The sequence below is a fragment of the Hymenobacter canadensis genome, assembly GCF_027359925.1.
Taxonomy (GTDB): Bacteria; Bacteroidota; Bacteroidia; order Cytophagales; family Hymenobacteraceae; genus Hymenobacter; species Hymenobacter canadensis.
The window spans coordinates 1,873,974-1,898,398 of record NZ_CP114767.1; the positions used below are offsets into that span (position 1 = coordinate 1,873,974).

The window sequence follows — 24,425 nt, forward strand, 5'->3', positions numbered from 1 at the left end:
CCACTCCCCTGCCCGCGGTGGCTCTTCTTTCTGGCCGCCCCGGTGCACCTCCCAACGCAACAAAGCGGCCTAAAATCAGCCAGCGGCCACAAAAAAAAGCGGAGAAGCTCCGGCCGCCAAGCCTGCTTCTCCGCTTCGCTGTTGGAGGTAGCGAACCTATGCAAGTTTCCGGAACGATGCGCGCCTGACTCCGGCGGGCGCCACTTGCGTATCGCCCCGAAAACCGTTTTCAGGGTGCCCTACAACAGCCCTACCCCGGCCCCGGCAAGTTCGGCGCGCACAGCCTCCGGCCAGATGCTCACCTGCACTTCGCCGATGTGGCCTTTGCGCAGCATGAACATGCACACCCGGCTCTGCCCGATGCCGCCGCCGATGCTCTGCGGCAGTTCGTCCTTCAGCAGGCGCGAGTGAAACGACAGCTCCTGCCGGTCTTCGCAGCCGCGCAACGCCAGCTGGCGCACCAGCGCGTGCTTATCCACCCGAATGCCCATCGACGATACCTCGAAGGAGGTTTGCAGAATGGGGTGCCAGAGCAGAATGTCGCCGTTGAGGCCGCGGTAGCCGTCGGCGGTTTCGGTGCTCCAGTCGTCGTAGTCGGGGGCACGGCCGTCGTGGGCTTCGCCGTGGCTCAGCTCGCCACCAATGCCCACCAGGAACACCGCGCCGTACTGCTTCACCACCTCATGCTCGCGCTCCTTGGGCGTCAGCGTCGGGTACTGGCGCAGCAGGTCTTCGGCGTGCATAAACGTGATTTTAGCGGGCAGCACCGGCGTAATTTCCGGGTAGGTTTCGGCTATGCGGGCCTCGGTGGTGCGCAGGGCCTCGTAGATGCGCTCCACGGTGGCGTGTAGAAACTCCGGCGTGCGCTGCTCGGCGCTAATGTGCTTTTCCCAGTCCCACTGGTCCACGTAGATGGAGTGGATGGGCGAGTAGTCCTCGTCGGGGCGCAGGGCGCGCATGTCGGTGAGCAGGCCGCGGCCGGCCTCGATGCCGAGCTCCTGCAGGCGCACCCGTTTCCACTTGGCCAACGAGTGCACCACCACGGCGCGGCGCTCGTCCAGGGCTTTGATGGGGAAGCCCACCGGCCTCTCAATCCCGTTCAGGTCGTCGTTGATGCCGGTGCCATCGAGCACGGCAATCGGCGAGGATACTTTCACAAGGTGCAGCTGCGACGACAATTCCCGGGAGAAGGTGTCTTTCACAAAGCTGATGGCTTCTTCGGTTTTGAGCATTTCGGGGGCAGTCATGATGCGTTTTTATTTAAGTGACGTGAATTATTTTATTTAAAAAAGGCACGCGTTTTCCAGCCTCCCCATCGGGAGTTTTTAATTTTCAGAAATTAAGCGTGCCGAAAAAATTACGGCACCAGCCCAGCCGGCAAAATCAAGCAGCCGGTTCGGCAGGCACAAAAAAAAGCCTTCCGGATAAGGGAAGGCTGCTTAAAAAAATCAGTGGTTGATTTTTTATATCTCGAATGGAGCAATAGCCTTCCTGTCTCGAATCGGATTATTATTCGAGTTATTATTAGGAAGATTATTGCTGAAAAGGCGCATGGTCAGGTGCTGTTTTTGTCAGATGTATGCAAGTATAAAAATCTATAACAGCAACTCCTAAAATAATCTGACTTAATTTTCTAATTCAGGTGAATTACTTCTTATAATACTATTAGGCTTTCTGATTTTCTATGCATCGGCCTATTCAGTGCCCAGCAAGGCGTCGCGCACGTCACGCACGGCGCCGGCCACCGCAGCTGGCACGGGCGTGTCGGGCTGTAGCTGCCGGAGCAGGCGCAGATACTTGGCGCGGCCCTCCGAGAGCATGAAGCGCGGCACCTCGTACACGAACAAACTGAAGGGCTCCACCTTCTGCACCCCTACCAGCACAAACCGGTCGGCGCGCAGGGCGTCGGCGTAGAAGGCGGCCTGCCGGTCGTAGTCGTAGCCGCTGCACTGCGCCACAAAGTGCTGATGGTCGCGGGCCAGGGTGGTTTTGAAGTCGATGATAGTGTAGGGCTGGCCGGGCTGATCCACGATGAGGTCGGCGCGGAGCTTGCAGAGCGTGCCGGTCACGGCTTCGGTGAACACACAACTGGGCTCGGCAATGCCAGTTTGCAGCCACTCGCTCACCTGCGGGTTCAGCTGCACGCCTTCCACCATCCACCACACCAGCGTGTCGTTGATGCCGGGCAGGCCGGGCTCGTAGAGGTCGGGCTCGAGCAGCGCGGTGTGGAAGGCCGTGCCCAGCCCCAGCGCACCGCTGGACGTGGTGGGGCGCGGCGGCCGGCCGTTCAGCGCGTCGCGCAGGCGGGACAGGTCGGAGTTGGCAATGGCGGGCAGGGCGCGGTAATCGTCGTAGGGTACGCGCAGCAAATCGGGGCGCGGGGTGGTAGCAGCAGAATCAATCACGGGAACAGAACAGCGCAGCCAAAGAAAAGGCTCCGCATTGAGGGGTTTGGGAGGAAGCAGTATAGGTATTTTTACGGTAGGAAGCCGCCCGAGGCCGGTGCCACCACTGCCTACGCGGGCCTGAACCGGGCCAGACCAGTTCCGCCACCATCCCCACCCGCGGCACTCCAGGCTACTCCAAGCAGCGGGCCAACACGCGGGCCGGGGCCCCATCAGCGCCGGCTATTTTCAGGGGCAGGCACAGCAGCTCGTAGCGGCCGGGCGCGGCGTGCTGCAGGGCCAGGCCTTCGATGATGCTGATGCCGGCGTCGAGCAGGGCGTGGTGGGTATCGGCCGGGCCCACCGATATGTAGTCGACCCCGACGCAGACGACGCCCTGGTCGCGGAGCCACTCGGCGGCATCGGCGCGAAGGCGCACGAAATCGGGGTCGAAGGGCCGGGTGGCCCAGTCGTGGCGGGAGTTGCGGGTTTTGAACAGCACCCGGTCGTGGGGTTGCAGCTGCAGGTGCTCCACGGCGGCCCGCGTGATAAACCGCTCGTCGTCGACCTCCACCAGCAGCGCCGGACCCATCAGGGTGCTTAGGTCCAGCTGCGTGACGTCGGGGCCGTCGGGCAGGAAATGGCGCGGGGCATCCACGTGGGTGCCGGTGTGCACGCTGAGGCTCATTTCCGTGACGTTGGCGGCGGCGCCGTCGGCCATGCTCAGGGTTTTGCGGATGCGCACCGGGGCGTTGTCGGGCCAGTAGGCCATGCCGTCGGAAATAGTGGTCGTGAAGTCAAGCCAGGACATAGTTGTAGGGCTTAGGGATTAGGGCTTGGGGCTTAGGAAACTAGGAATTGGGACTTCGGGAATAGGGCTTGGGCTCGGAAAGTGAAACATTCCATGTCCTAAGCCCCAAGCCCTAATTCCTAAGCCCTAAATCTATTCTTCCAGATGGCGGTACTGCAGGAGCTTGGCAATGAGGCCGGTCCAGCCGGTTTGGTGGCTGGCGCCGAGGCCCTGGCCGGTATCGCCGTGGAAGTATTCGTGGAAGAGCAGGTAGTCCTGAAAGTGAGGGTCGGTTTGCAACTGCCGGTCGTCGCCGAAAGCGGGGCGGTGGCCCTGCTCGTCGCGCAGAAACAGCTTGGTGAGGCGCTCGGTGAGGGCCTGGGCAATTTCCTGCAGCGTGTGCATGTGGCCGGAGTTGGTCGGATACTCCACCTTGAACTCGGGCCCATAGTAGTGGTAGAACCGCTGCAGCGACTCGATAATCAGGAAGTTCATGGGCATCCAGATGGGGCCGCGCCAGTTGCTGTTGCCCCCAAACAGCGACGTGGTGGACTCGCCCGGCTCGTAGGCCACCACGGCATCTGGGCCATCTTCCACCTGCAGCCGAAACGGGTGCTGGAGGTGGTAGCGCGACAGCGCCCGCACGCCGTAGTCGGACAGGAACTCGGCCTCATCGAGCATGCGGCGCAACAGCAGCTTCATGCGGTGGCCGCGCAGCAGCGAGAGCAGGTGGCGCTGGCCTTTGCCGGGCTCCTGCCAGCGGCTCACGAGGGCCGCCAGGTGCGGGCGCTGGTCGAGAAACCAGTTGAGGCGGCGCACAAACTGCGGCGCCCCGCGCAAGGCGTCCTCATCCAGCACCTCCACCGCAAACAGCGGAATCAGCCCCACCATGGACCGGATGCGCAGACTGATGCGGCCTTTATCGGGCGTGTTGAGCACGTCGTAGTAGAACTCGTCCTGTTCGTCCCACATGTCAATCTCGCCCTCCGAGAAGCTGCTCATGGCGTGTGCGATGTAGAGGAAGTGCTCGAAGAACTTGCTGGCCATGTCCTGATACACCGGGTTGGTCTTGGACAGCTCCAGCGCAATGCGCATCATGTTGAGGGCAAACATGGCCATCCAGCTGGTGCCATCGGCCTGCTCGATATGGCCACCGGTGGGCAGCGGCGCGCTTCTATCAAACACGCCGATGTTATCGAGGCCCAGGAAGCCGCCCTCGAATACGTTGCGGTTGTGGCGGTCCTTACGGTTCACCCACCACGTGAAGTTCAGCAGCAGCCGGTGAAACATGCTTTCCAGAAAGGCCGTGTCGGGGTTGCCGCTGTGCTTGAGGCACATTTTGTAGACCCGCCAGGTGGCGTAGGCGTGCACCGGTGGGTTCACGTCTTCCAGCTTCCACTCATAGGCCGGCAGCTGGCCACTGGGGTGCATGTACCAGTCCTGGCAGAGCAGGCGCAGCTGCTGCTTGGCGAAATCCACATCCACCAGGGCCAGCGGAATGCAGTGAAAAGCTAAGTCCCAGGCCGCGTACCACGGGTACTCCCACTTGTCGGGCATGGAGACGATGTCGGCGTTGCTGAGGTGGCGCCAGCCACTGTTGCGGCCGTGCCGGCGTTCGGGCGGCGGGGGCGGCATGGCCGGGTCGCCGTCGAGCCACTGGGGCACGTCGTAGTAGTAGAACTGCTTGCTCCAGAGCATGCCGGCCAGGGCCTGGCGCTGCACGTTGCGGGCGTCGGCGCTAGCCAGGTCGTGCTGCAGGTCGGCGTAGAACTGGTCGGCCTCAGCTTTGCGCTGGCTTATCAGCGCTTCAAACTCTTCAAACGGCGCCGCGAGGCCGGGCGCGGCCAGCCGCACGCGCACCGTGCGGCTCTCGCCGGGCGGCACGCTGAGGGTGTAGTGCGCGGCGGCCTTGGTGCCTTCCCGGGTTGGGTTGACAGCTTTTGCCACGCCCTGCACCACATATTCGTGGATGCCGTCTTTGCAGTAGGGGGCGGGATTGGGCGCTTCGTACAGGCGGGCCGTGTTGGTTTCGTTGTCGCAGAACAGCAGCGCGCAGGGCTGGTCGGCAGGCTGGTCGCAGTAGAGCTCCAGGACCGGCAGCTTGGCGTGGTCTACGCAGATGCGGTGGTCATCGGTGGCGGCCAGGCGGGGCTTGTAGGCGTCGTTGCCCCAGCTCCAGGTGTTGCGAAACCAGAGCTGCGGCAGCACGTGCACGGGCGCTTCGTGGGGGCCTCGGTTGTGCACTGTAATCTGCATGAGCAGGTCGGCGGGGCCGGCCTTGGCGTAGTCGAGAAAGACGTCGAAATACCGGTCCTCGCGGAAAATGCAGGTATCGGTCAGCTCAAATTCGGGCTTCTGGCGGTTGCGGCGGGCGTTTTCGCTCACCAGCCAGTCGTACGGAAACGCGTGCTGCGGATACTTGTAGAGCATCCGCATGTAGGAGTGGGTGGGCGTGTTGTCGAGGTAGTAATACAGCTCTTTCACGTCCTCGCCGTGGTTGCCTTCGGGGCTGCTGAGGCCAAACAGGCGTTCCTTCAGGATGGCATCCTGCCCGTTCCAGAGGCCCAAACCCAGGCACAGCAGCTGCTGGTCGTCGCAGACGCCGCCGAGGGCATCCTCGCCCCAGCGGTAGGCCAGGCTGCGGGCCATGTCGTGGGTGGTGTAGTTCCAGGGCTGGGCGTCGTCTGAGTAGTCTTCGCGCACGGTGCCCCACTGCCGGTCGCTCACGTAGGGCCCGAACTGGTGCCAGCGTTGTTGGCCCTCTTTCAGCTCCTTCTGTCGGCGCTTTTCCTCGTTCATTGGATGGAATTTCTGAGTGATAAAGGCACCGTATCGTCGTGCCGCTGGCCCTGGTCTGCGCCGACGAAGTCGGCAAGACCGGTGGCCGGCCCACCGCCCCGGTCTCCGACCGGAGGACGCGCAGCGGCCATGCCGCATGGCGCCGCCCGAGTTCTACGCCAGTCTGGAGACTGGCCCGATTCGGAGGCCACCGGTCTTGCCGACTTCGTCGGCGCAGACCGGGGCTAGTGCGGCCAGCCGCCAGCCGCCGACCGTCTGCTCAGCCGTTGTCGGCGAAGCCGGGGTAGAGCGTCATGCCGCCATCGGCGAAGAGCGTGATACCGGTCACGTAGTCCGACTCGTCGGAGGCCAGCCACACGGCCACGTGGCCGATGTCGGCTGGCTCGCCGACGCGGCCGTAGGGAATGAGCGTGAGCAGGTTTTTCTCCTCCTGCGGCGTGTCGCGGGCCGAGTGGTTGATGGGCGTGGCAATGGCGCCAGGGCCGATGCTGTTCACCCGGATGCGGTGCGGGGCCAGCTCCTGGGCCATGGTCTTCATCAGCTGCATGACGCCGCCCTTGCTAGTGGCGTAGTTGACGTGGCCGGCCCAGGGAATGAGTTCGTGCACCGAGCTCATGCAAATGATTTTGCCGGTGGCTTTGGAAATTTCCGGCTGCGGACCGCGCCGCACAAACTCGCGGGCGGCCTCGCGGGCGCACAGAAACTGCCCGGTCAGGTTCACGCCAATGACTTTCTGCCACTGCTCCAGGGTCATGTCCAGCAGCGGGGCATCGTCCTGGATACCGGAGTTGTTGACGAGGATGTGGAGCGTGCCGGCCTGCTCGCGGATCTGGTCGAACATGCGCAGCACGTCCTCTTCCCGGCTCACATCGGCCTGCACGGCCGTGGCCTGGCCGCCGGCCTGCTCTATTTCGCGCACCACTTCGGCCGCATCATTGGCACTGCGCGAGTAGTTGACGAACACCCGGGCGCCCTCGGCGGCCAGAGATTTAGCCACCCCGGCCCCGATGCCGGAGCTACCGCCCGTGACGAGGGCTACCTGGTTTTGGAGGCGCTTGGAAGAAGAAGGTGCAGGCATAGTTGGCAGGCAAGGTGTACCCTGTAAGACTAGAATGCGCGGCCGTAGGTTACATGAAGTTTCCGCTACCACCGCTGAAAAGCAGTTTTCTGAGGTCAGTTTTCGCCCAAAAGCCGCCAGCATTTCTCTCCCTGAACGGGGCCTGCCGGGGCTGTTTCGGCGACGCCGTTCGAGAGGCTGTGGCCAGCTCAGCCGCTGTGGCAAACTGCCCGGCCAGACGTAGGGCATGGCAGCAGATTCTGCGCTTTGCAAGGCTGCCTGCGCGTCATTTTTTCAGGCATTTGCCGCACATCCTGCATCACTCTTCACAGTCCGAACACCTTTATTATTTCCTGTTCAAAATACTGAAAACAAACGCATTAACTCATAATACAAAATCTCAGCACCGCACTGTAAAAGCCCTCATCACAAAATATAATTTGGAAGTGTAAAATTTCAACTTCTACCTTTGTGCCACCAATTCTTTACCCCCCGAAAGGATTGTTTTTATACAGAGGCGTGGAGAGACAGGCTCGACGAAACGCCGGCAACCAGCGGACCTTCCGAAACGGTGCCAAGTCCTGACCATATAAAAACAACAAGCCGTGAAATCCTTGTTCAACACCGCCACCGTTTCCGCTACCTTCTGTGCCGTACAGCATGGATGTTGTGGTATGCGAGGCATGGGCTGTTGTCAGGGCTAGGCACGCTCCCGTTTTCCTGGTTTGTGCGCCGCCTGCCGCTGAGCTGACTTGCGCGTTTTCGCCGTTGGCCAGGGGAACCGCACGCCCTTTTCTGTTGCGCCGAAAACCGCGCTGCGCCGCTGCGTAGGCCGTTTTCGCCGAAACCATCTTCCGGCCGGAATGCCCTTGCCCCAGGCGGGCCCCTTCCTCCTCACCCTTCCTGCTCATGTCCGTAGCTGATGCTGCGCCGGCCGCCCACGCCTTGCTGGACCGCCTGCGCCCTCACCTGGTGGCCGCCTACGCCCTGGAGCGGCTGCGTCTGGTGGCCGACACCTTCCCCGGTCAGGCCGTTTTTTCCACCTCTTTCGGGCTGGAAGACCAGATTATCAGCCACCTGATTTTCACCCACGACCTGCCCATTGCGGTGTTCACCCTCGATACCGGTCGCAACTTCCAGGAAACCTATTCCACCTGGAACAAGACGCTGATCCGGTACCAGAAGCCCATTGCGGTGTACGCCCCGCAGCGCGAGGACCTGGAAAACCTGCTTCTGCAGAAAGGCCCGAACTCGTTCTACGAGAGCGTGGACAACCGCAAGGAGTGCTGCCACATCCGCAAGGTGGAGCCCCTCAGCCGGGCCCTGGCCGGCCGCGGGGCCTGGGTCACCGGCATCCGGGCCGAACAATCCCAGAACCGGCAGACCATGGACCCGCTGGAGTGGGACGCGGCGCACAACCTCGTCAAGATCCACCCGCTCTTCGACTGGACCTGGGAGCAGGCGCTGGCCTTCGTGCAGCGGGAGGGCATTCCGGTGAACCCGCTGCATCAGCAGGGTTTCGTGAGCATCGGCTGCGCCCCCTGCACCCGCGCCATCAAGCCCGGCGAGGATTTCCGGGCCGGCCGCTGGTGGTGGGAGGACCTCGCGGCCAAGGAGTGCGGCCTGCACGCCACCACTCATCACGACGGCCCCGACCCGGTGGTGGAGCCGGTACCAAACCACATGTCATCCTGAGCGGAGCGAAGGACCTTACCCCGCCAGAACAGCTCTGCGCCCTCTGCGTCCTTTCCGAGCTAAAAACAGCTGAACGACCATCGTGCAAACGTAATAAGGTCCTTCGCAAGCTCAGGATGACATTCAAAACCTAAAATCCAGAAGTATATGAGTACCACTTTCGATTACCTCGACCGGCTGGAAGCCGAAGCCATCCACATCCTGCGGGAGGTGGCGGGGCAGTTTGAGCGGCCGGCCCTGCTGTTTTCGGGCGGTAAGGATTCCATTGTGCTGACGCGCCTGGCCGAAAAGGCCTTCCGCCCCGGCCGCTTCCCCTTTCCGCTGGTGCACGTGGATACCGGCCACAACTTCCCCGAAGTGCTGCAGTACCGCGACCTGCTGGCCGCCCAGCTGGGCGAAAAGCTGGTGGTGCGCAAAGTGGAGGACACCATTCAGCGCCAGCGCCTGCGCGAGCCGGGCGGCAAGTTCCCCAGCCGCAACCCGCTGCAGACCTATACGCTGCTGGAGGTGATTGAGGAGTTCGAGTTCGACGCCTGCATCGGCGGGGCGCGGCGCGACGAGGAGAAGGCCCGGGCCAAGGAGCGCATCTTCTCGGTGCGCGACGAGTTTGGCCAGTGGGACCCCAAGCGCCAGCGCCCCGAGCTCTGGAATATCTACAACGGCCGCATCCAGAAGGGCGAAAACGTGCGCGTGTTCCCCATTTCCAACTGGACGGAGCTGGACGTGTGGCGCTATATCCAGCGCGAAAACATTCCGCTGCCCGACATCTACTTCGGCCACGAGCGCACCTGCGTGGTGCTGCCCTCGGGCCAACTGCTGGGCCTTTCGGAGCATTTGCAGCTGGATGCCGAAGACGAAATCGTGACCCGGCAGGTGCGCTTCCGCACCGTGGGCGACTCCACCTGCACGGCCGCCGTGGAAAGCGACGCCGCCACCGTGGAGGACATCATCCAGGACCTGCTGCTGGCCAAAGTAAGCGAGCGGGGCGCCACCCGCCTCGATGATAACATCTCCGAAGCCGGCATGGAAGACCGCAAGCGCAACGGGTATTTCTAAGTGGTGAGCTTCTATTAAGACCGTCATTCCGAGTGAAGGCGAAGCCGGAGCCGAGGAATCTCGCTAGAGGGTAATCTAATTACTACCACAACATCAGCACGCGAGATTCCTCGACTCCGCTCCGCTGCGCTCGGAATGACGGTCTGAAAACTCACCATTTCACCAACTCACCATCTCACCTCAATGGACTTACTTCGATTTATTACCTGCGGCAGCGTGGATGACGGCAAGAGCACCCTGATCGGGCGGCTGCTGTACGATTCGGAATCCGTGTCGCTGGACGTGCTGGCGGCGCTGGAGAAGCGGCAGGCTTCCAACGGCACCGTGGACCTGGCTTTGCTGACGGACGGCCTGCGGGCCGAGCGCGAGCAGGGCATCACCATCGACGTGGCCTACAAGTACTTCACCACCCCACGCCGCAAGTTCATCATCACCGATGCACCCGGCCACGTGCAGTACACCCGCAACATGGTAACGGGCGCCAGCAATGCCGACCTGGCCATTGTGCTGGTGGATGCGCGCCAGGGCGTGATTGAGCAAACCCGCCGCCACACCCTGATTGCGGCCCTGCTGGGCATCCGCCACTTCGTGCTGGCCGTGAATAAGATGGACCTGGTGAACTACGACGAGGCCGTTTTCGACCGCATTGCCACCGACTACGCCGAGCTCACCAACCACTTCAACCTGCCCGCCGCCACGGCCATTCCGCTCAGCGCTTTGCAGGGCGACAACGTGGTGAAGCCCAGCCAGCACCTGCCCTGGTACACCGGCCCGAGCCTGCTGGCGCACCTGGAAAGCGTGCCCGGCGCGGTGGAAACCAAGTTTGCCCCGCGCTTCCAGGTGCAGTACGTGATTCGGCCCCAGACGCCCGAGCTGCCCGATTACCGCGGCTACGCCGGCCAGGTGCTGAGTGGTGAGTACCGCCGGGGCCAGCGCGTGCGGGTGTACCCGTCGGGCCTGGAATCGGAAATCGAGGCCATCGAAGTCAACCAGCAGGAAGTGGAGGTGGCTCACGCGCCCCAGCCCGTGGTTATCCGGCTGCGCGACGACGTGGACGTGAGCCGGGGCGACGCTCTGGTGCCGGCCGGCCCGCAGGCGCCCACCCTCACCCGCGAGCTGGAAGCCACCCTGTGCTGGATGAGCGAGCAGCCCCTCTGGCCCGGCCGCAAGCTGCTGGTGCAGCACCATTCCACCCTCACGAAGGCGGCCGTTTCGGCCATCCTCTACAAGGTGAACGTGCACACCTTCGCCAAAGCAGCTGCCGAGCAGGCCCAGCTCAACGACATCGTGCGCATCCGTCTCAAAACGGCCCTGCCCCTGGCCCTCGACCTCTACCAGGAAAATCGCGCCACCGGCTCCTTCATCCTGGTGGATGAGCTGACCGGCGACACCCTGGCCGCCGGCCTCGTGGAAGCTGCCAACTCCGACTACTTCACCACCCCGGTGCAGCCCCCGGTAGCCTTTTCCATTTAGGCAGGTGACCAATAAAAGAGAACGTCATGCTGAGCGAAGCCGAAGGCGCAGTCGAAGGCGCAGTCGAAGGCGCAGTCGAAGGCGCAGTCGAAGGCGCAGTCGAAGGCGCAGTCGAAGGCGCAGTCGAAGGCGCAGTCGAAGGCGCAGTCGAAGGCGCAGTCGAAGGCGCAGTCGAAGGCGCAGTCGAAGGCGCAGTCGAAGGCGCAGTCGAAGGCGCAGTCGAAGGCGCAGTCGAAGGCGCAGTCGAAGGCGCAGTCGAAGGCGCAGTCGAAGGCGCAGTCGAAGGCGCAGTCGAAGGCGCAGTCGAAGGCGCAGTCGAAGCATCTCTACCGCAATGGTAACCCTGATGTCTGATTAGTCCTGCAACGAAGCGGTAGAGATGCTTCGACTGCGGCTGCGCCTTCGCTCAGCATGACGTTCTGTTTTACCTAAGCACCAAGCACTAACAACTAAGCACTATGACAACGCCCCGCCTTACGGTACTCGGTGCCGGCCCCGGCGACCCGGAGCTGCTCACGCTCAAAGGGGCGCGAGTGCTGGCCGAAGCCGATGTGATTCTCTACGACGCCCTGGCCAACCGCGCCCTGCTACAGCACGCCCGCCCCGAGGCCGTGCTGGTGCCGGTGGGCAAGCGGCGCGGCATGCGCAGCCACTCGCAGGACGACATCAACGCCCTGATTGTAGACTACGCCCGCCGCTACGGCCACGTGGTGCGCCTCAAGGGCGGCGACCCGTTCGTGTTCGGGCGCGGCCGGGAGGAAATGCTCTACGCCGAAGCCCACGGCCTGCTCACGGACTACGTGCCCGGCATCAGCAGCGCGGTGGCCGCGGCCGGGGCGGCGGGCATCCCGGTCACGCACCGGGGCCTGAGCGAAGGATTCCGGGTGATTACGGCCACCACCGCCACCGGCGAGCTGGCCGGCAGCATCCGGGAAGCCGCCCGCGACGCCCGCGGCACCACCGTGATTCTGATGGGCCTGGGCGAGCTGTCGCGCATCGTGCGGGCGTTCTGTGAGCAGGGCCACGCCGGGATGCCGGCCGCCATCATCCAGAACGGCACCCTGCCCCACGCCCGCCTGGTCACAGGCCCGGTAGCCGAGCTGCCCGCCCGCGCCGCCGCCGCCGAAATCGGGGCCCCGGCCATCATCATCATCGGCGAGGTAACGCGCCTGGCCACCCCGCAGAAGCTGGCGCTGCTGCCGGCGCTGTACGCGGCCTGAACCTGAGCAGAACGTCACAAACAGAACGTCATGCTGAGCATGTGGCGCATCAAGCCAGCGTCCGGAGGCGAAGTCGAAGCATCTCTACCGCTGGCTAATCAGATAGCAGCACCCATAACCGCGCCATAGCCTAGGGTTTGAACCCTGGGCTACTGAACCGCCACAACGAAGCGGTAGAGATGCTTCGGCAAGCTCAGCATGACTTCTTCCTTCTCTGACGCGCCCAACCCACTGCCCCAACCACTACGTCCTATGTCACTTCTTTCTGCCTCCCCCACGCTTCCCGTCGGCCTCAACGACCAGGCTTTGCAGCAGCTCACCACGGGCCTCACCGATCCGCAGCTGATCTGGCTGAGCGGCTACCTCTACGGCCGGGCCGGCGTGGCAGCGGCTCCCGTTGCGGCCGTGGCCCCGGCTCCTGCCGTGGCGGAAGCCGCCGCGGCTAGTCGGCTCACCATTCTGTTTGGCTCCCAGACCGGCAACAGCAAGAAAGCCGCCGGCCTGGTGGCCGAGGCGGCCCGCCGCTGGGGCCTGCAGCCGCAGGTGCGCGACATGAACGACTACCCCACCAAGGACCTCAAAACCGAGCAGCTGCTGCTAGTGGTGGTGAGCACCCAGGGCGAGGGCGACCCGCCCATGGCGGCCGAGGAGCTGCATCAGTTCCTGCTCAGCAGCCGCGCCCCCAAGCTGCCCGACCTGCAGTACGCCGTGCTGGCCCTGGGCGACAAAAGCTACCTGCAATACTGCCAGACCGGCTTCGAGTTCGACCAGCGCCTGGCCGAACTGGGCGGCCGCCGCCTCGTGGAGCGCCTCGACTGCGACGTGACCTTCGAGGACGAAACCCGCCAGTGGGCCGAGCAGGTCCTCACCCGAATTGCCGAGCTGCAGCCCGCCCCCGCGCCGGTAGCCGCCGGGGTGGCCGTAACGGCCAGCGTGGGCACCAGCTACGCGCCGGCAGTGGCCCCGCCGCCCGCCGCCGTAGAGTACAACGCCCGTAACCCCTTCGCGGCGGAGCTGCTGGAAAAGATTCAGCTCAACGGCCGGGGCTCTACCAAGGAAACCTACCACCTGGAGTTTTCCCTGGCTGATTCGGGCCTGACCTACGAGCCCGGCGACGCCCTGCTGGTGCAGCCCCGCAACCGCCCCGCCCTGGTGCAGGAAGTGCTGCAGGCCGCCCACCTGCCCGAAGCCGCCCCGGTGCGCCTCGAAGCAGAGGAGCTGGACCTGACCACGGCCCTCACGGAGCGGCTGGAGCTGTCGGTACTCACCCGCGACGTGCTGGAGCGCTACGCCGCCATAGCTCCGCAGCACGCCAGAATCCGCGAAATTCTGGCCGACAAGCCGAACCTGGGGGCCTACCTCTACGGCCGCGACGTGGCCGATTTGCTGACCGAGTTTCCGGTGGAGTTGTCGGGGCAGCAGCTGGCGGCGGTACTGCGGCCGTTGCCGGCCCGGGCCTACTCCATTGCCTCCTCGCTGGCGGCCCACCCCGAGGAAGTACACCTGACGGTGAGTGCCGTGCGCTACGAAACGAACGGCCGCGCCAAGCACGGCGCCTGCTCCGGCTACCAGGCCGACCACCTGGCCGTGGGCGAGCACGCCCGCGTTTGGGTCGACCGCAACGAGTACTTCAAGCTGCCCCCGGATGCCGCCACCGACATCATCATGGTGGGCCCCGGCACCGGGGTGGCGCCTTTCCGGGCCTTCGTGGAGGAGCGGGCCGAAACCGGGGCCACCGGCCGCAACTGGCTGCTGTTCGGCAACCCCCACTTCACCACCGACTTCCTCTACCAGACCGAGTGGCAGCAGCACCTCAAGCGCGGCACCCTCGACCGCCTCGACCTGGCCTTCTCCCGCGACCAAACCCAGAAAATCTACGTGCAGCACCGCCTGCTGGAACAGAGCCGCCGCGTGTACGACCAGCTCGAAAGCGGCGGCCACTTCTACGTCTGCGGCGACAAGAACCGCATGGCCTCCGACGTGCAGCAGGCCCTGCTCCAGATCATCCGGCAGGAAAGCGGCCACGACGCCGACTACGCCGCCGAGTACCTGCGCCAGCTCAAAAAGTCGCGCCGGTTCCTGGAGGACGTGTATTAGGTGCCTCACCCCCCGGCCCCCTCTCCAGGGGGAGAGGGAGAGCCTGACGGCACGATGTAGAGACGCGACACCTCGCGTCTCCCGCCAGAACGGCTGGCTCTGCACGAATCAGTGCCTACTGTAGAGACGCGACACTTCGCGTCTACCGCCAACGAGCCCTTAGAATGGCTGGCACAGAGCCAGTCAGAACAATATCAGCAACGAGGAGACGCAAAATATTGCGTCTCTACAACGCCCAGCCCCCCCGGCCCCCTCTCCCCCTGGAGAGGGGGCGGGGGGGGTGAGGCAACCCGCCAGAACGAAGCGGTAGAGATGCTTCGGCAAGCTCAGCATCACGCCCCTTTTCACCCCATCTCTTCATTAACTCATCAATAATGGCCGTTTTTCCAAGACGATGTTGTAGCCGGTAACGGCCGCTGCGCTCCGGGCGCGGAGGCTGCGCCGGCATGACGTCAGCTTCTTCCCGGGTTCTTTTTCTTCTTGAAGAACACTCAATGAAACATCTTCTTTCCACTTCCTTCCTAGTACCGGCGCTGGTTGCAGCCAGCGCCACCGGCCTGCACGCCCAGGAGGCCCTGATTTCGGTGAGCGGCACCGTGCGCGAAAAAGCCACCGGCGAGCCGCTGCCAGGTGTGAGCATCATTGTGAAAGGCGGCACCACCGGCACGCTCAGCGACGGCAACGGCCAGTTTGCGCTGAAAGCCAAGCTGCGGTTTCCGTTTACGCTGGTGTTCAACACGCTGGGCTACGAGTCGAGGGAGCTGGAAATTGCCAGCGGCAGCCAGCCCATCAGCGTGCAGCTGGAGTCGAAGGCCGTGTCGATGAACGAGGTGGTGGTGTCGGCGTCGCGGGTGGAGGAAAGCCGACTGACCTCGCCGGTGGCTATTGAGAAGCTCGACATCCGGGCCATCAAGGAAACGCCCGCCCCCAGCTTCTACGACGCGCTGGAAAACGTGAAGGGCGTGCAGATGACTACCTCCTCGCTCACGTTCAAAGTACCCAACACCCGCGGCTTCAACATCCCCAACAACTTCCGCTTTATGCAGTTGGTGGACGGCGTGGACATGCAGGCGGCTACCCTGGGCGTGCCGCTGGGCAACGCCATCGGGCCGACGGAGCTGGACGTGGCCTCGGTGGAAATTACGCCTGGCGCGGCCTCGGCGCTCTACGGCATGAACGCCATCAACGGCATGGCCAACCTCACCACCAAAAGCCCCTTCAACTACCAGGGCCTGAGTGTGTACCAGAAAGTGGGCGTAAACCACGTGGACGGCACCGACCGCAACCCGAGCGTGCTGACGGAAACGGCCGTGCGCTGGGCCCAGAGTCTGGGCACCACCGGCCGCTGGGCCTACAAGGTGAACGGTAGCTTCCTGCGCGGCACCGACTGGCTCTCGAACACCCAGAACGACCAGAACCCGCAGAACCTGAGCTCGGCCAACCCGCGCTTCCCGGAGCTGAGCGGCCCCAACAACCCCGCCGCCGACCTCTGGAACCGCTACGGCGACGACAACGCCGGCAACGTGAGCATCACCATTCCTTACCAGGGCCGCAACGAAACCTTCAACGTGCGCCGCACCGGCTACTACGAGCGGGATTTGGTGAACCCCATCGTGCGCAACATCAAGGCCGATGCCAGCCTGCATTATAAGCTCACCGAGAAGCTGGAGCTGAGCTACGGCTACCGGTTCGGGCTGATGGACGGCGTGTTTCAGCGCGGCAACAAGATTCAGCTCGACGGCGTGACGGTGCAGAACCACAAGCTGGAGCTGAAGGGCGAGAACTTCACCGCCCGGGCCTACATGCTGGTCGAGAATACCGGCAACTCCTACAACCTCAACCCCCTGGCCCTCAACCTGGACCTGCAGAACGGCACAACCGGCCTCACGGCGGCCGGCACCAGCTGGGGCGACAAATTCCGGCGGGAGCTGCTGAGCCAGGTGAACGGTGGCACCCCGCTGGCCCAGGCCATGCAGCAGGCCCGAGTGGTGGCCGATGCCGGCCGCGCCGTGCCCGGTACGCCCGCCTTCGACGCCCTGAAAGCCCAGATCGTGAAAACCAACAACTGGGACAGCGGCGTGAACGTGCCCGGCGCGCCCATCCCGGGCGGGGCCGCCCTCACCCAGCGCAGTCGCACCTACCACTCCGACGCCATCTGGAACCTGGGGCCCCGGGTGAAATTTGCCGATGTGCTGCTGGGGGCCGATGCCCGTCTGTACGAGGTGATTCCCGACGGTAACAACTTCGTGGATTTCAGCCGCCCGCTCACCGAGCGCACCCAGCCCGGCGGCCAGAACCAGTACTACAAGAAAATCGGGGGCTTCGGGCAGGCCACCAAACGCCTGCTGCAGGACCGCCTGAAACTCACGGCCTCGTTGCGGCTAGATTACAACCCCGAGTTTGCGCCCAAGCTGAACCCGCGGGTGGCGGCGGTGTACACGGCCGGCGGGCTGCACAACTTCCGGGCCTCCTACCAGAACGGCTGGCGCTTCCCGTCGTTGTTTGAGGCGCTGTCGTTTGTGAACAACGGCAATGTGCGCCGGGTGGGCGGTCTGGCCCGCGTGAACGAGGGCCTGAACTACCTCGACAACTCCTACACGCTGGCCTCCATTTCGCGGTTCAACGCCGCCGTGAATGCCTACGTGGCCGCCAACGCCGGCACCACCGCTAGCCAGGCCGCCCTGCGTCCCGAAATCCGGGGTGTGCTGCAGGTCGGCAACCTGCCCACCGAGCAGCCCGAGCAGATTAACGCCTATGAGGTGGGTTACCGCAGTGTGCTGCTCGACAACCGTCTTTCCATTGATGCCGACGCGTATGTGAATATCTACTCCGGCTTCCTGGGCCAGGTGGAAGTGAGCGTACCCAAAAATGCCGCCGGCCAGCAGGTGCAAGTGGGTTCCGACGATGCCGTGCTGGCCGCCCTCAACAGCAACCGCGCCGCCCGCCAGGACCGGTACCGGGTGTACACCAACGCCCGCAACAACTACCATAGCTACGGCTCCACGCTGGGCGCCACCTACAACTTCTACCAGAAATACACCGTGGGCGGCAACGTCAGCTACAACGCCCTGTCGGCCAACAACGCCCCCGACATCTTCGTGACGGGTTTCAACACCCCGCACTGGGTCACCAACGTGAGCTTCGGCAACCGCGAAATTGTGCGCAACGTGGGCTTCAACCTAGTGTGGCGCCACCAAAGCTCCTTTGTCTGGGAAAGCCCCTTGGCCAACGGCCGCGTGCCCGCTTACCAGAACCTCGACGCGCAGGTGAACGTGCGCGTACCCGCCCTCAAATCGACAGTGAAAGTGGGCGGCACCAACTTGCTCAACAACCGCTACATCCAATACGCCGCTGGCCCCACCATCGGCGGCCTGTACTACGTGGCCCTGACGTTTGATAACACCGTGTTGCGGTAGCACTCCGCCGTCCCAGGGCTGAAGCCCTGGGCTACGCAGCGCCCTGGCAGCACTGAATGCGGAAACCAGCTGCCTTACACAGCGCCCAGCCAAACCGCTACCTAGCCCAGGGCTTCAGCCCTGGGGCCACCGAAAACCAGCACCATCACCATGGCCGATATCCCCAAACTTTCCGAAGTCGAGCACGTCAAGGAAGCCAGCAACTACCTGCGCGGCACCCTGGCCGAAAGCCTCGTGAACCCGCTCACCGGCGCGCTCTATCCCGACGATACCCACCTGATCAAGTTCCACGGCTCCTACCAGCAGACCGACCGGGACCTGGACTCGGAGCGCAAGCGCCAGAAGCTGGAGCCGCTCTACTCGCTCATGATTCGGGTGCGGGTGCCGGGCGGCGTGGCCTCGCCCGCGCAGTGGCAGCGCATGGATGAGCTGGCCGACGAGTACGGCAACGGCACCCTCAAGCTCACCACCCGCCAGGCCTTCCAGCTCCACGGCGTGCTCAAGCGCGACCTAAAAAAGACCATCCAGGGCTTCAACGAGGCCCTGCTGGACAGCATTGCGGGCTGCGGCGACGTGAACCGCAACGTGATGTGCAACCCCAACCCGCACGAGAGCCCCCTGCACGCCGCGGTGTTCGAGGTGTCGAAGCAGATCAGCGCCCACCTCACGCCCCGCACCTCGGCCTACTGGGACTTGTGGCTGAACGGGGAGCCGCAGTTCACCAGCGCCCCCAACGAAGGCGAGGAGGACGCCGAGCCCATCTACGGCAAAACCTACCTGCCCCGCAAGTTCAAGATTGCCCTGGCCATTCCGCCCTACAACGACACCGACATCTTCGCCAACGACCTGGGCCTCATTGCCATTGAGGAGCGTGGCCGGCTGGTGGGCTTCAACGTGGCCGTGGGTGGCGGCATGGGCATGACGTTCGGCATGCCCGACACCTACCCCCGCCTGGCCGACATCATCGGCTTCGTGCCCGCCGATAAAGTGGTGGACGCCTGCGAGAAAATCGTGACGATTCAGCGCGACTGGGGCAACCGGAAAAACCGCAAGTTCTCCCGCCTCAAGTACACCGTGGACCGCGTGGGCCTCGACGTATTCAAACAGGAGCTGGACCAACGGCTGGGCTTCACGGTGGAACCCGCCCGCCCCTACCAGTTCCGCAGCTCCGGCGACGCTTACGGCTGGTCCATCCAGGCCGATGGCAGGGCCCACATCACACTGTTCGTGGAAGGCGGCCGCATCCTCGACCGGGACGGCTACACCCTCAAAACCGCCTTGCGCGAAATTGCCGCCTTCCACACCGGCGACTTCCGCCTGACCGGCAACCAGAACCTGATCATCGCCAAAATTGCCCCCGAGCACCGGCTGAGCGTGCAGGCCCTGCTGCAGCAGCACGGCGTGGCGGTGGAAGCCAGCAAGGAATACACGGCCCTGCGGCGCGGGGCGCTGGCCTGCGTGGCACTGCCCACTTGCACGCTGGCCTTCGCGGAGGCCGAGCGGTATCTTCCGGAATTATTGGATAGATTGGACCGTGTGATTCGCCAACAGGGTCTGGCTCAGGACGATATTCTGCTGCGGATGACGGGCTGCCCCAACGGCTGCGCCCGCCCCTATCTCGGCGAAATCGGGCTGGTGGGCCGGGCCATGGGCCGCTACAACCTCTACCTCGGTGCCGCTTTCAACGGAGAGCGGATGAACAAGCTCTACAAGGAAATGCTGGACGAAGACGGCATCGTGCGGGAGCTCACGCCCCTGCTCGCCGACTACGCCCAGAACCGCCAGCCCGCCGAGCGGTTTGGTGATTTCGTCATCCGCCAGGGCTACGTGCAGCCCACCGTAAGCGGCCTGACGTTTCACGAGTAGTCAGCACGAACAACACTAGAACGTCATTCCGAGCAGCGCGAGGAATCTCGCGTGCTGACGTTGCCAGCGTAATCCTAACGACAGGATTACCATTGCACGCGAGATTCCTCGACTGCGCTCCGTACACTGGCTTGATGCGCCACATGCTCGGAATGACGTTCTGTTAGTGCTGTTCTGCCTTCCTTTCCATCCGACCCCAACCATCACCAACCACCATGCCCCTTTCCTCCAACAACGCCCTGCCCCAGCCCGAGCCGCCGCCCGCGGTGCCCGATGGCAACCGGCTGTTTCCGGTGTTTCTGAAGCTGGAACAGCTGCACGTGCTGCTGGTGGGCGGCGGGGCCGTGGGCTTCGAGAAGCTCTCGGCCATGCTGGCTAACAGCCCCAACGCGGCCATTACGGTGGTAGCCACCTGGTTCGGGCCCGAGCTGCGGGTACTGGCCGGCCAGCACCCCGCCGTGCAGCTGCGCGAGCAGCCCTACGACCCCACCCACCTAGTCGGCCACGACTTGGTGATTGTAGCCACTGACGACAAGGCGCTCAACCTGCAGATCAAGGCCGAAGCCACCCGCCAGCGCCTGCTCTGCAACGTGGCCGACACGCCCGCCGCCTGCGACTTCTACCTGGGCTCCATCGTGCAGAAAGGCGACCTAAAAATTGCCATCAGCACCAACGGCAAGTCGCCCACCATTGCCAAGCGCCTGCGCGAAATGCTCACCCACAGCCTCCCCGACGAGCTACACGACGTGCTCCAGCGCATGGCCCAGATTCGGGAGAAGGTGGGCGGCGACTTTGCCCACAAAGTGAAGTCGCTGAACGCCGTGACGGCCGAGCTGACCGGCGGGCCAGCCTACGAATCACCAGCCGCGGCGCGGTGGCGCAAAATTGCCACCGGGGCCCTGCTGGCGTTTGCGGCCATGCTGGTGTTCAATATCCTGAGCTACTACTTCACCTGGACGCAGGTCTGGACCGCGGCCTCCAACGCCGAAACGTTCTGGCTGTTCGTGGCCATCGGCTTCGGCGCACAGCTCATTGACGGGTTGCTGGGCATGGGTTACGGGGTAGTCACGGCCATCAGCCTGATGAGTATGAATATTGCCCCGGCGGCTGTGAGTGCCAGCATCCACACCGCCGAAATGTTTGCCTCCGGCGCCTCCGGCTACCACCACTACCGCTTCGGCAACGTGAACAAGCGCCTGTTCAAAGTGCTCCTGATTCCGGGCGTTCTGGGCGCCATTACGGGCGCGTATCTGCTGTCGAAATTCGGGGAGACGTACGCCGGCTACGTGAAGCCGTTTCTGGCGGTGTACCTGCTGCTGCTGGGTATCCGCATCATCAGCAAGGCGTTTGCTAAGCCCGGCCCGCGCAAAAAGCACAAGAAGCTGGGCGTGCTGGCGGCGGCCGGCGGCTTCCTCGATTCGTTTGGCGGGGGCGGCTGGGGGCCGCTGGTGACCAGCACGCTCATTGCCGGGGGCCGCACGCCGCAGTACGTTATCGGCTCGGTGAGCGTCACGGAGTTTTTCGTCACGTTTGCCAGCGCCGTCACGTTCTTCGCCACCATCGGCATCTCGCACTGGCAGATTATCCTGGGCCTCATCATCGGGGGCGTGGCCGCCGCGCCCCTGGCCGCCCGCCTGGCCGGCCGCCTGCCCGTGCGCTGGATGTTCGTGGGCGTGGGCCTGATGGTGATTGTGTGGAGCCTATGGGCGCTGCGCAAGGTGTTTATTTGATTTCGCTATACAGGACAAACAAGAACGTCATTCCGAGCAGCGCGAGGAATCTCGCTAGTGTGGTAGACAATACTATTGCAACATCAGCACGCGAGATTCCTCGCGCTGCTCGGAATGACGTTCTCATCATCTCACTTCTCACCTCTGTTCACAGCAACCGGATGATGAAGTTTTTGAGCGGGTTCTTCTTGATTAGCACAACCAGCTCGCCGTTGGCGTACTGATACTCATCTTCGCGGCCGTCGCGCTCGGCCTTGTACTTGCCGGCGGCGGTGCGCTGGACCGTGAAAAAGTCACCGAAATACTCCGCAAAGGCGCGCGTCTGGCCCTGGGGCTCTCCGAAAAACATATCCGTGACGGTGTAGCGGATCGGCTGCTTTTCGGTGGCGCGGTAGTGATGCTTGTACTGGTCGGCCACGATGTCGTAATGGTCGCCCTTCCACTCGGTGCGGGAGGCAAAGTCGCCCTGGTTGGTGTGGGCTTCCACGGTGGAAAGCAGCAGCTGGCCGTTGCGCACCCGGTTCACCACCTGATAGTAGATCTTCAGGTTATACACCAGAAAATTCACCTTCACGTCGCTAGTGAGCGTGAATACGGCATCGGTGGTGGCGGTCTGGGGGGCGCGGGTGGCCGTCATAGTACCTACGCGCACGCCCGCTACCTCAATGGCGTAGCGGCGCGTTTCGGGCGGCGCGGGCCGGGCGGCTGGGGCCTGCGCCAGCACCGGACCAGCCAGCAGCCACAGCGCCCAGGCCAACCCCAGCCAATAGCCCCGCCCGATCATGCGGCGCGGCTAAACCGCTGATTGCACGCCGGCCTACTGCTCATTCAGGTTCCAGTTGTAGTCCAGGAAGTCGATTTTGGCGTTGGCGTCGAGCTTGGTGGTGGAGTACTTGTTCACCCACTTCACCACCGACTGGCCGTTCTCGTTCCAGTCACTTTTGTACCAGTCGAAGTACTTGGAGAGCTGGGCGCTGCTCTTGCTGATCTTATTTTTGGTGGGGTTATTCACAAAGTCGCGGCCTTGGTCGTCGAGCTGGCTGTCGAGTTTGGCGGCGGTGTAGGCCTCGTTGCGCAAACTGGGGCACGATACCGAGGCGCACACCAGTGCGAAGTGAATGCGCGGGTCGTTGTAGTTTTTGCGCAGGTTGCCGTGCTCGATTTCGTCGAGGCTCATCTTCTTGCCGCCGATGCTGAAAAACTTGGCCGCCCAGGGCGTCGTCACGAACGGAATCTTGATTTTCGAGCCGATATCCTTGATGCTTTGCACCGGGTAGTGGTCCAGAATCAGGCGGATGGTGTAGGCGTTGTAGGCGTTGATCCAGTAGGCCATCTGCTCCTGCTTGTTCCACGAAGCTGCCGGGGCATTCTTGCTCAGCAGCGCCAGATACTGGTTGAATTCCTTTTCGTCGGCCTTGAAGCCTTTGTAGTTCACCTGGCCTTTGCTGTTGACGTGCTTCTTGAGCAGCTTATCGAAGGCCGAATGGTCCGGGGCGGCGGCGGCAGCGGCGACGGCCGTAGCCGGGTGGGCGGCCACAGCGGCCACCGGTACAGCCAGGGCCGCGCATGCGGCCATGCTGAGGGCGAGAAAAGTGTGAGCAGGCAAGTGAGGTCGTTTCATGATCTGAAGGAGTTGGCTGGAATATACGTGCGACTTATCACAAAAAGATTTCAGCCGCGGCAAACTCAACCGCCCAAAACCTACGTACGCCTGTTTCACCCCCTTCCACCTTCATGCTGCTGACCTCCGTGCTGCTGGCCCTGGCCACGCAGGCCCCGGCACCGCCCGACAGCACCACCCGCCGGTTGTCGGTGCTGCCGCTCCCGCTCGTCTACTACACCCCGGAAACCCGGCTGGCCTACGGGGCCGCGCTGGTGTTCACCGTGCGCTTCCCACAGGATTCCGCCTTTGCCGATGCCCGGCCCTCGCAGTTTACGCTGGGCGCCGCCTACACCCAAAACCGGCAGCTGCTGCTGTACCTGCCGTTTCAGGTGTTCTACCAGCACAACACCTACTACGCCTACGGCGAGGCCGGCTACTACCGCTACAACTACTATTTCTACGGCGTGGGCGAGCAGGCCGTGCCGCGCGAGCTATACGGCGTCAACTTTCCGCGGGTGCGGCTCAACGCCTTCCGGCGGGTGGCCCCGGCGTTGGCCGCCGGCAAGCTCTACGCCGGGTTGCGCTATCAGCTGGAAGACTACGACGTGACGACCACCGAAGCCGGCGGGCAGCTGGCCAGCGGCCGCGTGCCGGGCGGCCTGGGCAGCCGGCTGCAAGGCGGTGGCCTGGGCGTGTTCTTCGACTCGCGCGACAACCTCTTCTTCCCGACCAAAGGCGTAGTAGCCGACCTGACCGGCATGATTCGCAACCGCGCCGACCACACCGGCCCACTGGGCACCACCCACTTCAGCCGCTACTCGGCCGATGTATCGTCGTACCACAGCCTGAACCGACGGGCAGTGCTGGCTCTGAACTACTTTGCCAGCTTCACGGCCGGCACGGCCCCGTTCAACGCGCTGTCGTTGCTGGGCGGCACGCGCCGGATGCGCGGTTACTATGAGGGCCGGTTCCGCGACCAGCACGCGGCCCTGCTGCAAACCGAGCTGCGCCTGGCCGTATACAAACGGCTGGGGGCCGTAGCTTTCGGCTCCGTAGGTGCCCTGGGCGACGCCACCGACGGCTTGCGGCTGCGCCAGCCCAAAGGCGCATATGGCGCCGGCCTGCGCTTCACCCTCAACCGCCGCGACCACCTCAACCTGCGCCTCGATTACGGCCTCGGGCGGGAGTCCAGCGGGTTCTACCTGACCGTCGGAGAAGCATTTTGACGATTTTCAGCGC

At 63.7% G+C, this 24,425-nt stretch carries 18 protein-coding genes and 1 riboswitch; of the genes, 11 read left to right on the forward strand and 7 right to left on the reverse strand.

The genetic code is table 11. The annotated features are described in order from the left end of the window. Positions 1-239: 239 nt before the first annotated feature. The 5 genes from asnA to O3303_RS08100 all read right to left on the reverse strand — a co-directional run bounded on the left by asnA (position 240) and on the right by O3303_RS08100 (position 7,051). The gene (gene asnA / locus O3303_RS08080) at positions 240-1,247 is read right to left on the reverse strand and encodes an aspartate--ammonia ligase (protein ID WP_269561553.1); all 1,008 of its coding nucleotides are present in this window, start codon (positions 1,245-1,247) and stop codon (positions 240-242) included. Positions 1,248-1,694: 447 nt separating this feature from the next. Next, on the reverse strand, positions 1,695-2,405 hold the full coding sequence (locus tag O3303_RS08085) for a PD-(D/E)XK nuclease-like domain-containing protein (protein ID WP_269561554.1): 711 nt from the start codon (positions 2,403-2,405) through the stop codon (positions 1,695-1,697). A 172-nt stretch (positions 2,406-2,577) separates the two neighbouring features. Next, positions 2,578-3,195, reverse strand: coding sequence for a cyclase family protein (locus tag O3303_RS08090; protein ID WP_269561555.1), 618 nt, complete (start codon positions 3,193-3,195; stop codon positions 2,578-2,580). Between the two features lie 132 nt (positions 3,196-3,327). Beyond that, the gene (locus O3303_RS08095) at positions 3,328-5,973 is read right to left on the reverse strand and encodes an MGH1-like glycoside hydrolase domain-containing protein (protein ID WP_269561556.1); all 2,646 of its coding nucleotides are present in this window, start codon (positions 5,971-5,973) and stop codon (positions 3,328-3,330) included. 259 nt (positions 5,974-6,232) lie between these two features. After that, the gene (locus tag O3303_RS08100) at positions 6,233-7,051 is read right to left on the reverse strand and encodes an SDR family oxidoreductase (protein WP_269561557.1); all 819 of its coding nucleotides are present in this window, start codon (positions 7,049-7,051) and stop codon (positions 6,233-6,235) included. 53 nt (positions 7,052-7,104) lie between these two features. On the opposite strand from O3303_RS08100, the gene O3303_RS08105 reads away from it, so the two are divergent. From O3303_RS08105 to O3303_RS21950, 10 genes are all read left to right on the forward strand, one after another. Then, positions 7,105-7,482 carry a hypothetical protein gene (locus O3303_RS08105; RefSeq protein WP_269561558.1) on the forward strand — a complete coding sequence of 126 codons (378 nt, stop codon included), beginning with the start codon at positions 7,105-7,107 and terminating at the stop codon, positions 7,480-7,482. Between the two features lie 52 nt (positions 7,483-7,534). Next, a riboswitch (SAM riboswitch) is annotated at positions 7,535-7,626 on the forward strand. Between the two features lie 313 nt (positions 7,627-7,939). Then, positions 7,940-8,725: a phosphoadenylyl-sulfate reductase gene (locus O3303_RS08110; RefSeq protein ID WP_269561559.1), complete on the forward strand. Its 786-nt coding sequence runs from the start codon at positions 7,940-7,942 to the stop codon at positions 8,723-8,725. Positions 8,726-8,872: 147 nt separating this feature from the next. Next, complete coding sequence (gene cysD / locus O3303_RS08115; RefSeq protein ID WP_269561560.1) at positions 8,873-9,781, forward strand: sulfate adenylyltransferase subunit CysD; 909 nt, start codon at positions 8,873-8,875, stop codon at positions 9,779-9,781. A gap of 183 nt (positions 9,782-9,964) precedes the next feature. Beyond that, complete coding sequence (locus O3303_RS08120) at positions 9,965-11,254, forward strand: sulfate adenylyltransferase subunit 1 (RefSeq protein WP_269561561.1); 1,290 nt, start codon at positions 9,965-9,967, stop codon at positions 11,252-11,254. Between the two features lie 26 nt (positions 11,255-11,280). After that, positions 11,281-11,595 (forward strand): hypothetical protein, encoded by a 315-nt coding sequence (locus O3303_RS08125; protein WP_269561562.1) that lies wholly within the window; start codon positions 11,281-11,283, stop codon positions 11,593-11,595. A 117-nt stretch (positions 11,596-11,712) separates the two neighbouring features. Beyond that, on the forward strand, positions 11,713-12,474 hold the full coding sequence (gene cobA, locus O3303_RS08130; RefSeq protein ID WP_269561563.1) for a uroporphyrinogen-III C-methyltransferase: 762 nt from the start codon (positions 11,713-11,715) through the stop codon (positions 12,472-12,474). Between the two features lie 252 nt (positions 12,475-12,726). Then, positions 12,727-14,571: an assimilatory sulfite reductase (NADPH) flavoprotein subunit gene (locus O3303_RS08135; RefSeq protein ID WP_269561564.1), complete on the forward strand. Its 1,845-nt coding sequence runs from the start codon at positions 12,727-12,729 to the stop codon at positions 14,569-14,571. A 494-nt stretch (positions 14,572-15,065) separates the two neighbouring features. Continuing rightward, on the forward strand, positions 15,066-17,987 hold the full coding sequence (locus O3303_RS08140) for a TonB-dependent receptor (protein WP_269561565.1): 2,922 nt from the start codon (positions 15,066-15,068) through the stop codon (positions 17,985-17,987). Positions 17,988-18,137: 150 nt separating this feature from the next. Further along, a complete protein-coding gene (locus O3303_RS08145; protein WP_269561566.1) occupies positions 18,138-19,853 on the forward strand; it encodes an NADPH-dependent assimilatory sulfite reductase hemoprotein subunit in 1,716 nt (571 codons plus the stop codon). 215 nt (positions 19,854-20,068) lie between these two features. After that, complete coding sequence (locus O3303_RS21950) at positions 20,069-21,583, forward strand: TSUP family transporter (RefSeq protein WP_350356615.1); 1,515 nt, start codon at positions 20,069-20,071, stop codon at positions 21,581-21,583. A 148-nt stretch (positions 21,584-21,731) separates the two neighbouring features. On the opposite strand, the gene O3303_RS08160 is transcribed toward O3303_RS21950, so the two are convergent. Further along, a complete protein-coding gene (locus O3303_RS08160) occupies positions 21,732-22,367 on the reverse strand; it encodes a DUF6134 family protein (protein WP_269561567.1) in 636 nt (211 codons plus the stop codon). Between the two features lie 33 nt (positions 22,368-22,400). After that, the gene (locus tag O3303_RS08165) at positions 22,401-23,204 is read right to left on the reverse strand and encodes a DUF547 domain-containing protein (RefSeq protein ID WP_269561568.1); all 804 of its coding nucleotides are present in this window, start codon (positions 23,202-23,204) and stop codon (positions 22,401-22,403) included. A 113-nt stretch (positions 23,205-23,317) separates the two neighbouring features. Between O3303_RS08165 and O3303_RS08170 the strand changes: the two genes are divergently transcribed. Further along, the gene (locus O3303_RS08170; protein WP_269561569.1) at positions 23,318-24,412 is read left to right on the forward strand and encodes a BamA/TamA family outer membrane protein; all 1,095 of its coding nucleotides are present in this window, start codon (positions 23,318-23,320) and stop codon (positions 24,410-24,412) included. Positions 24,413-24,425 lie beyond the last annotated feature (13 nt).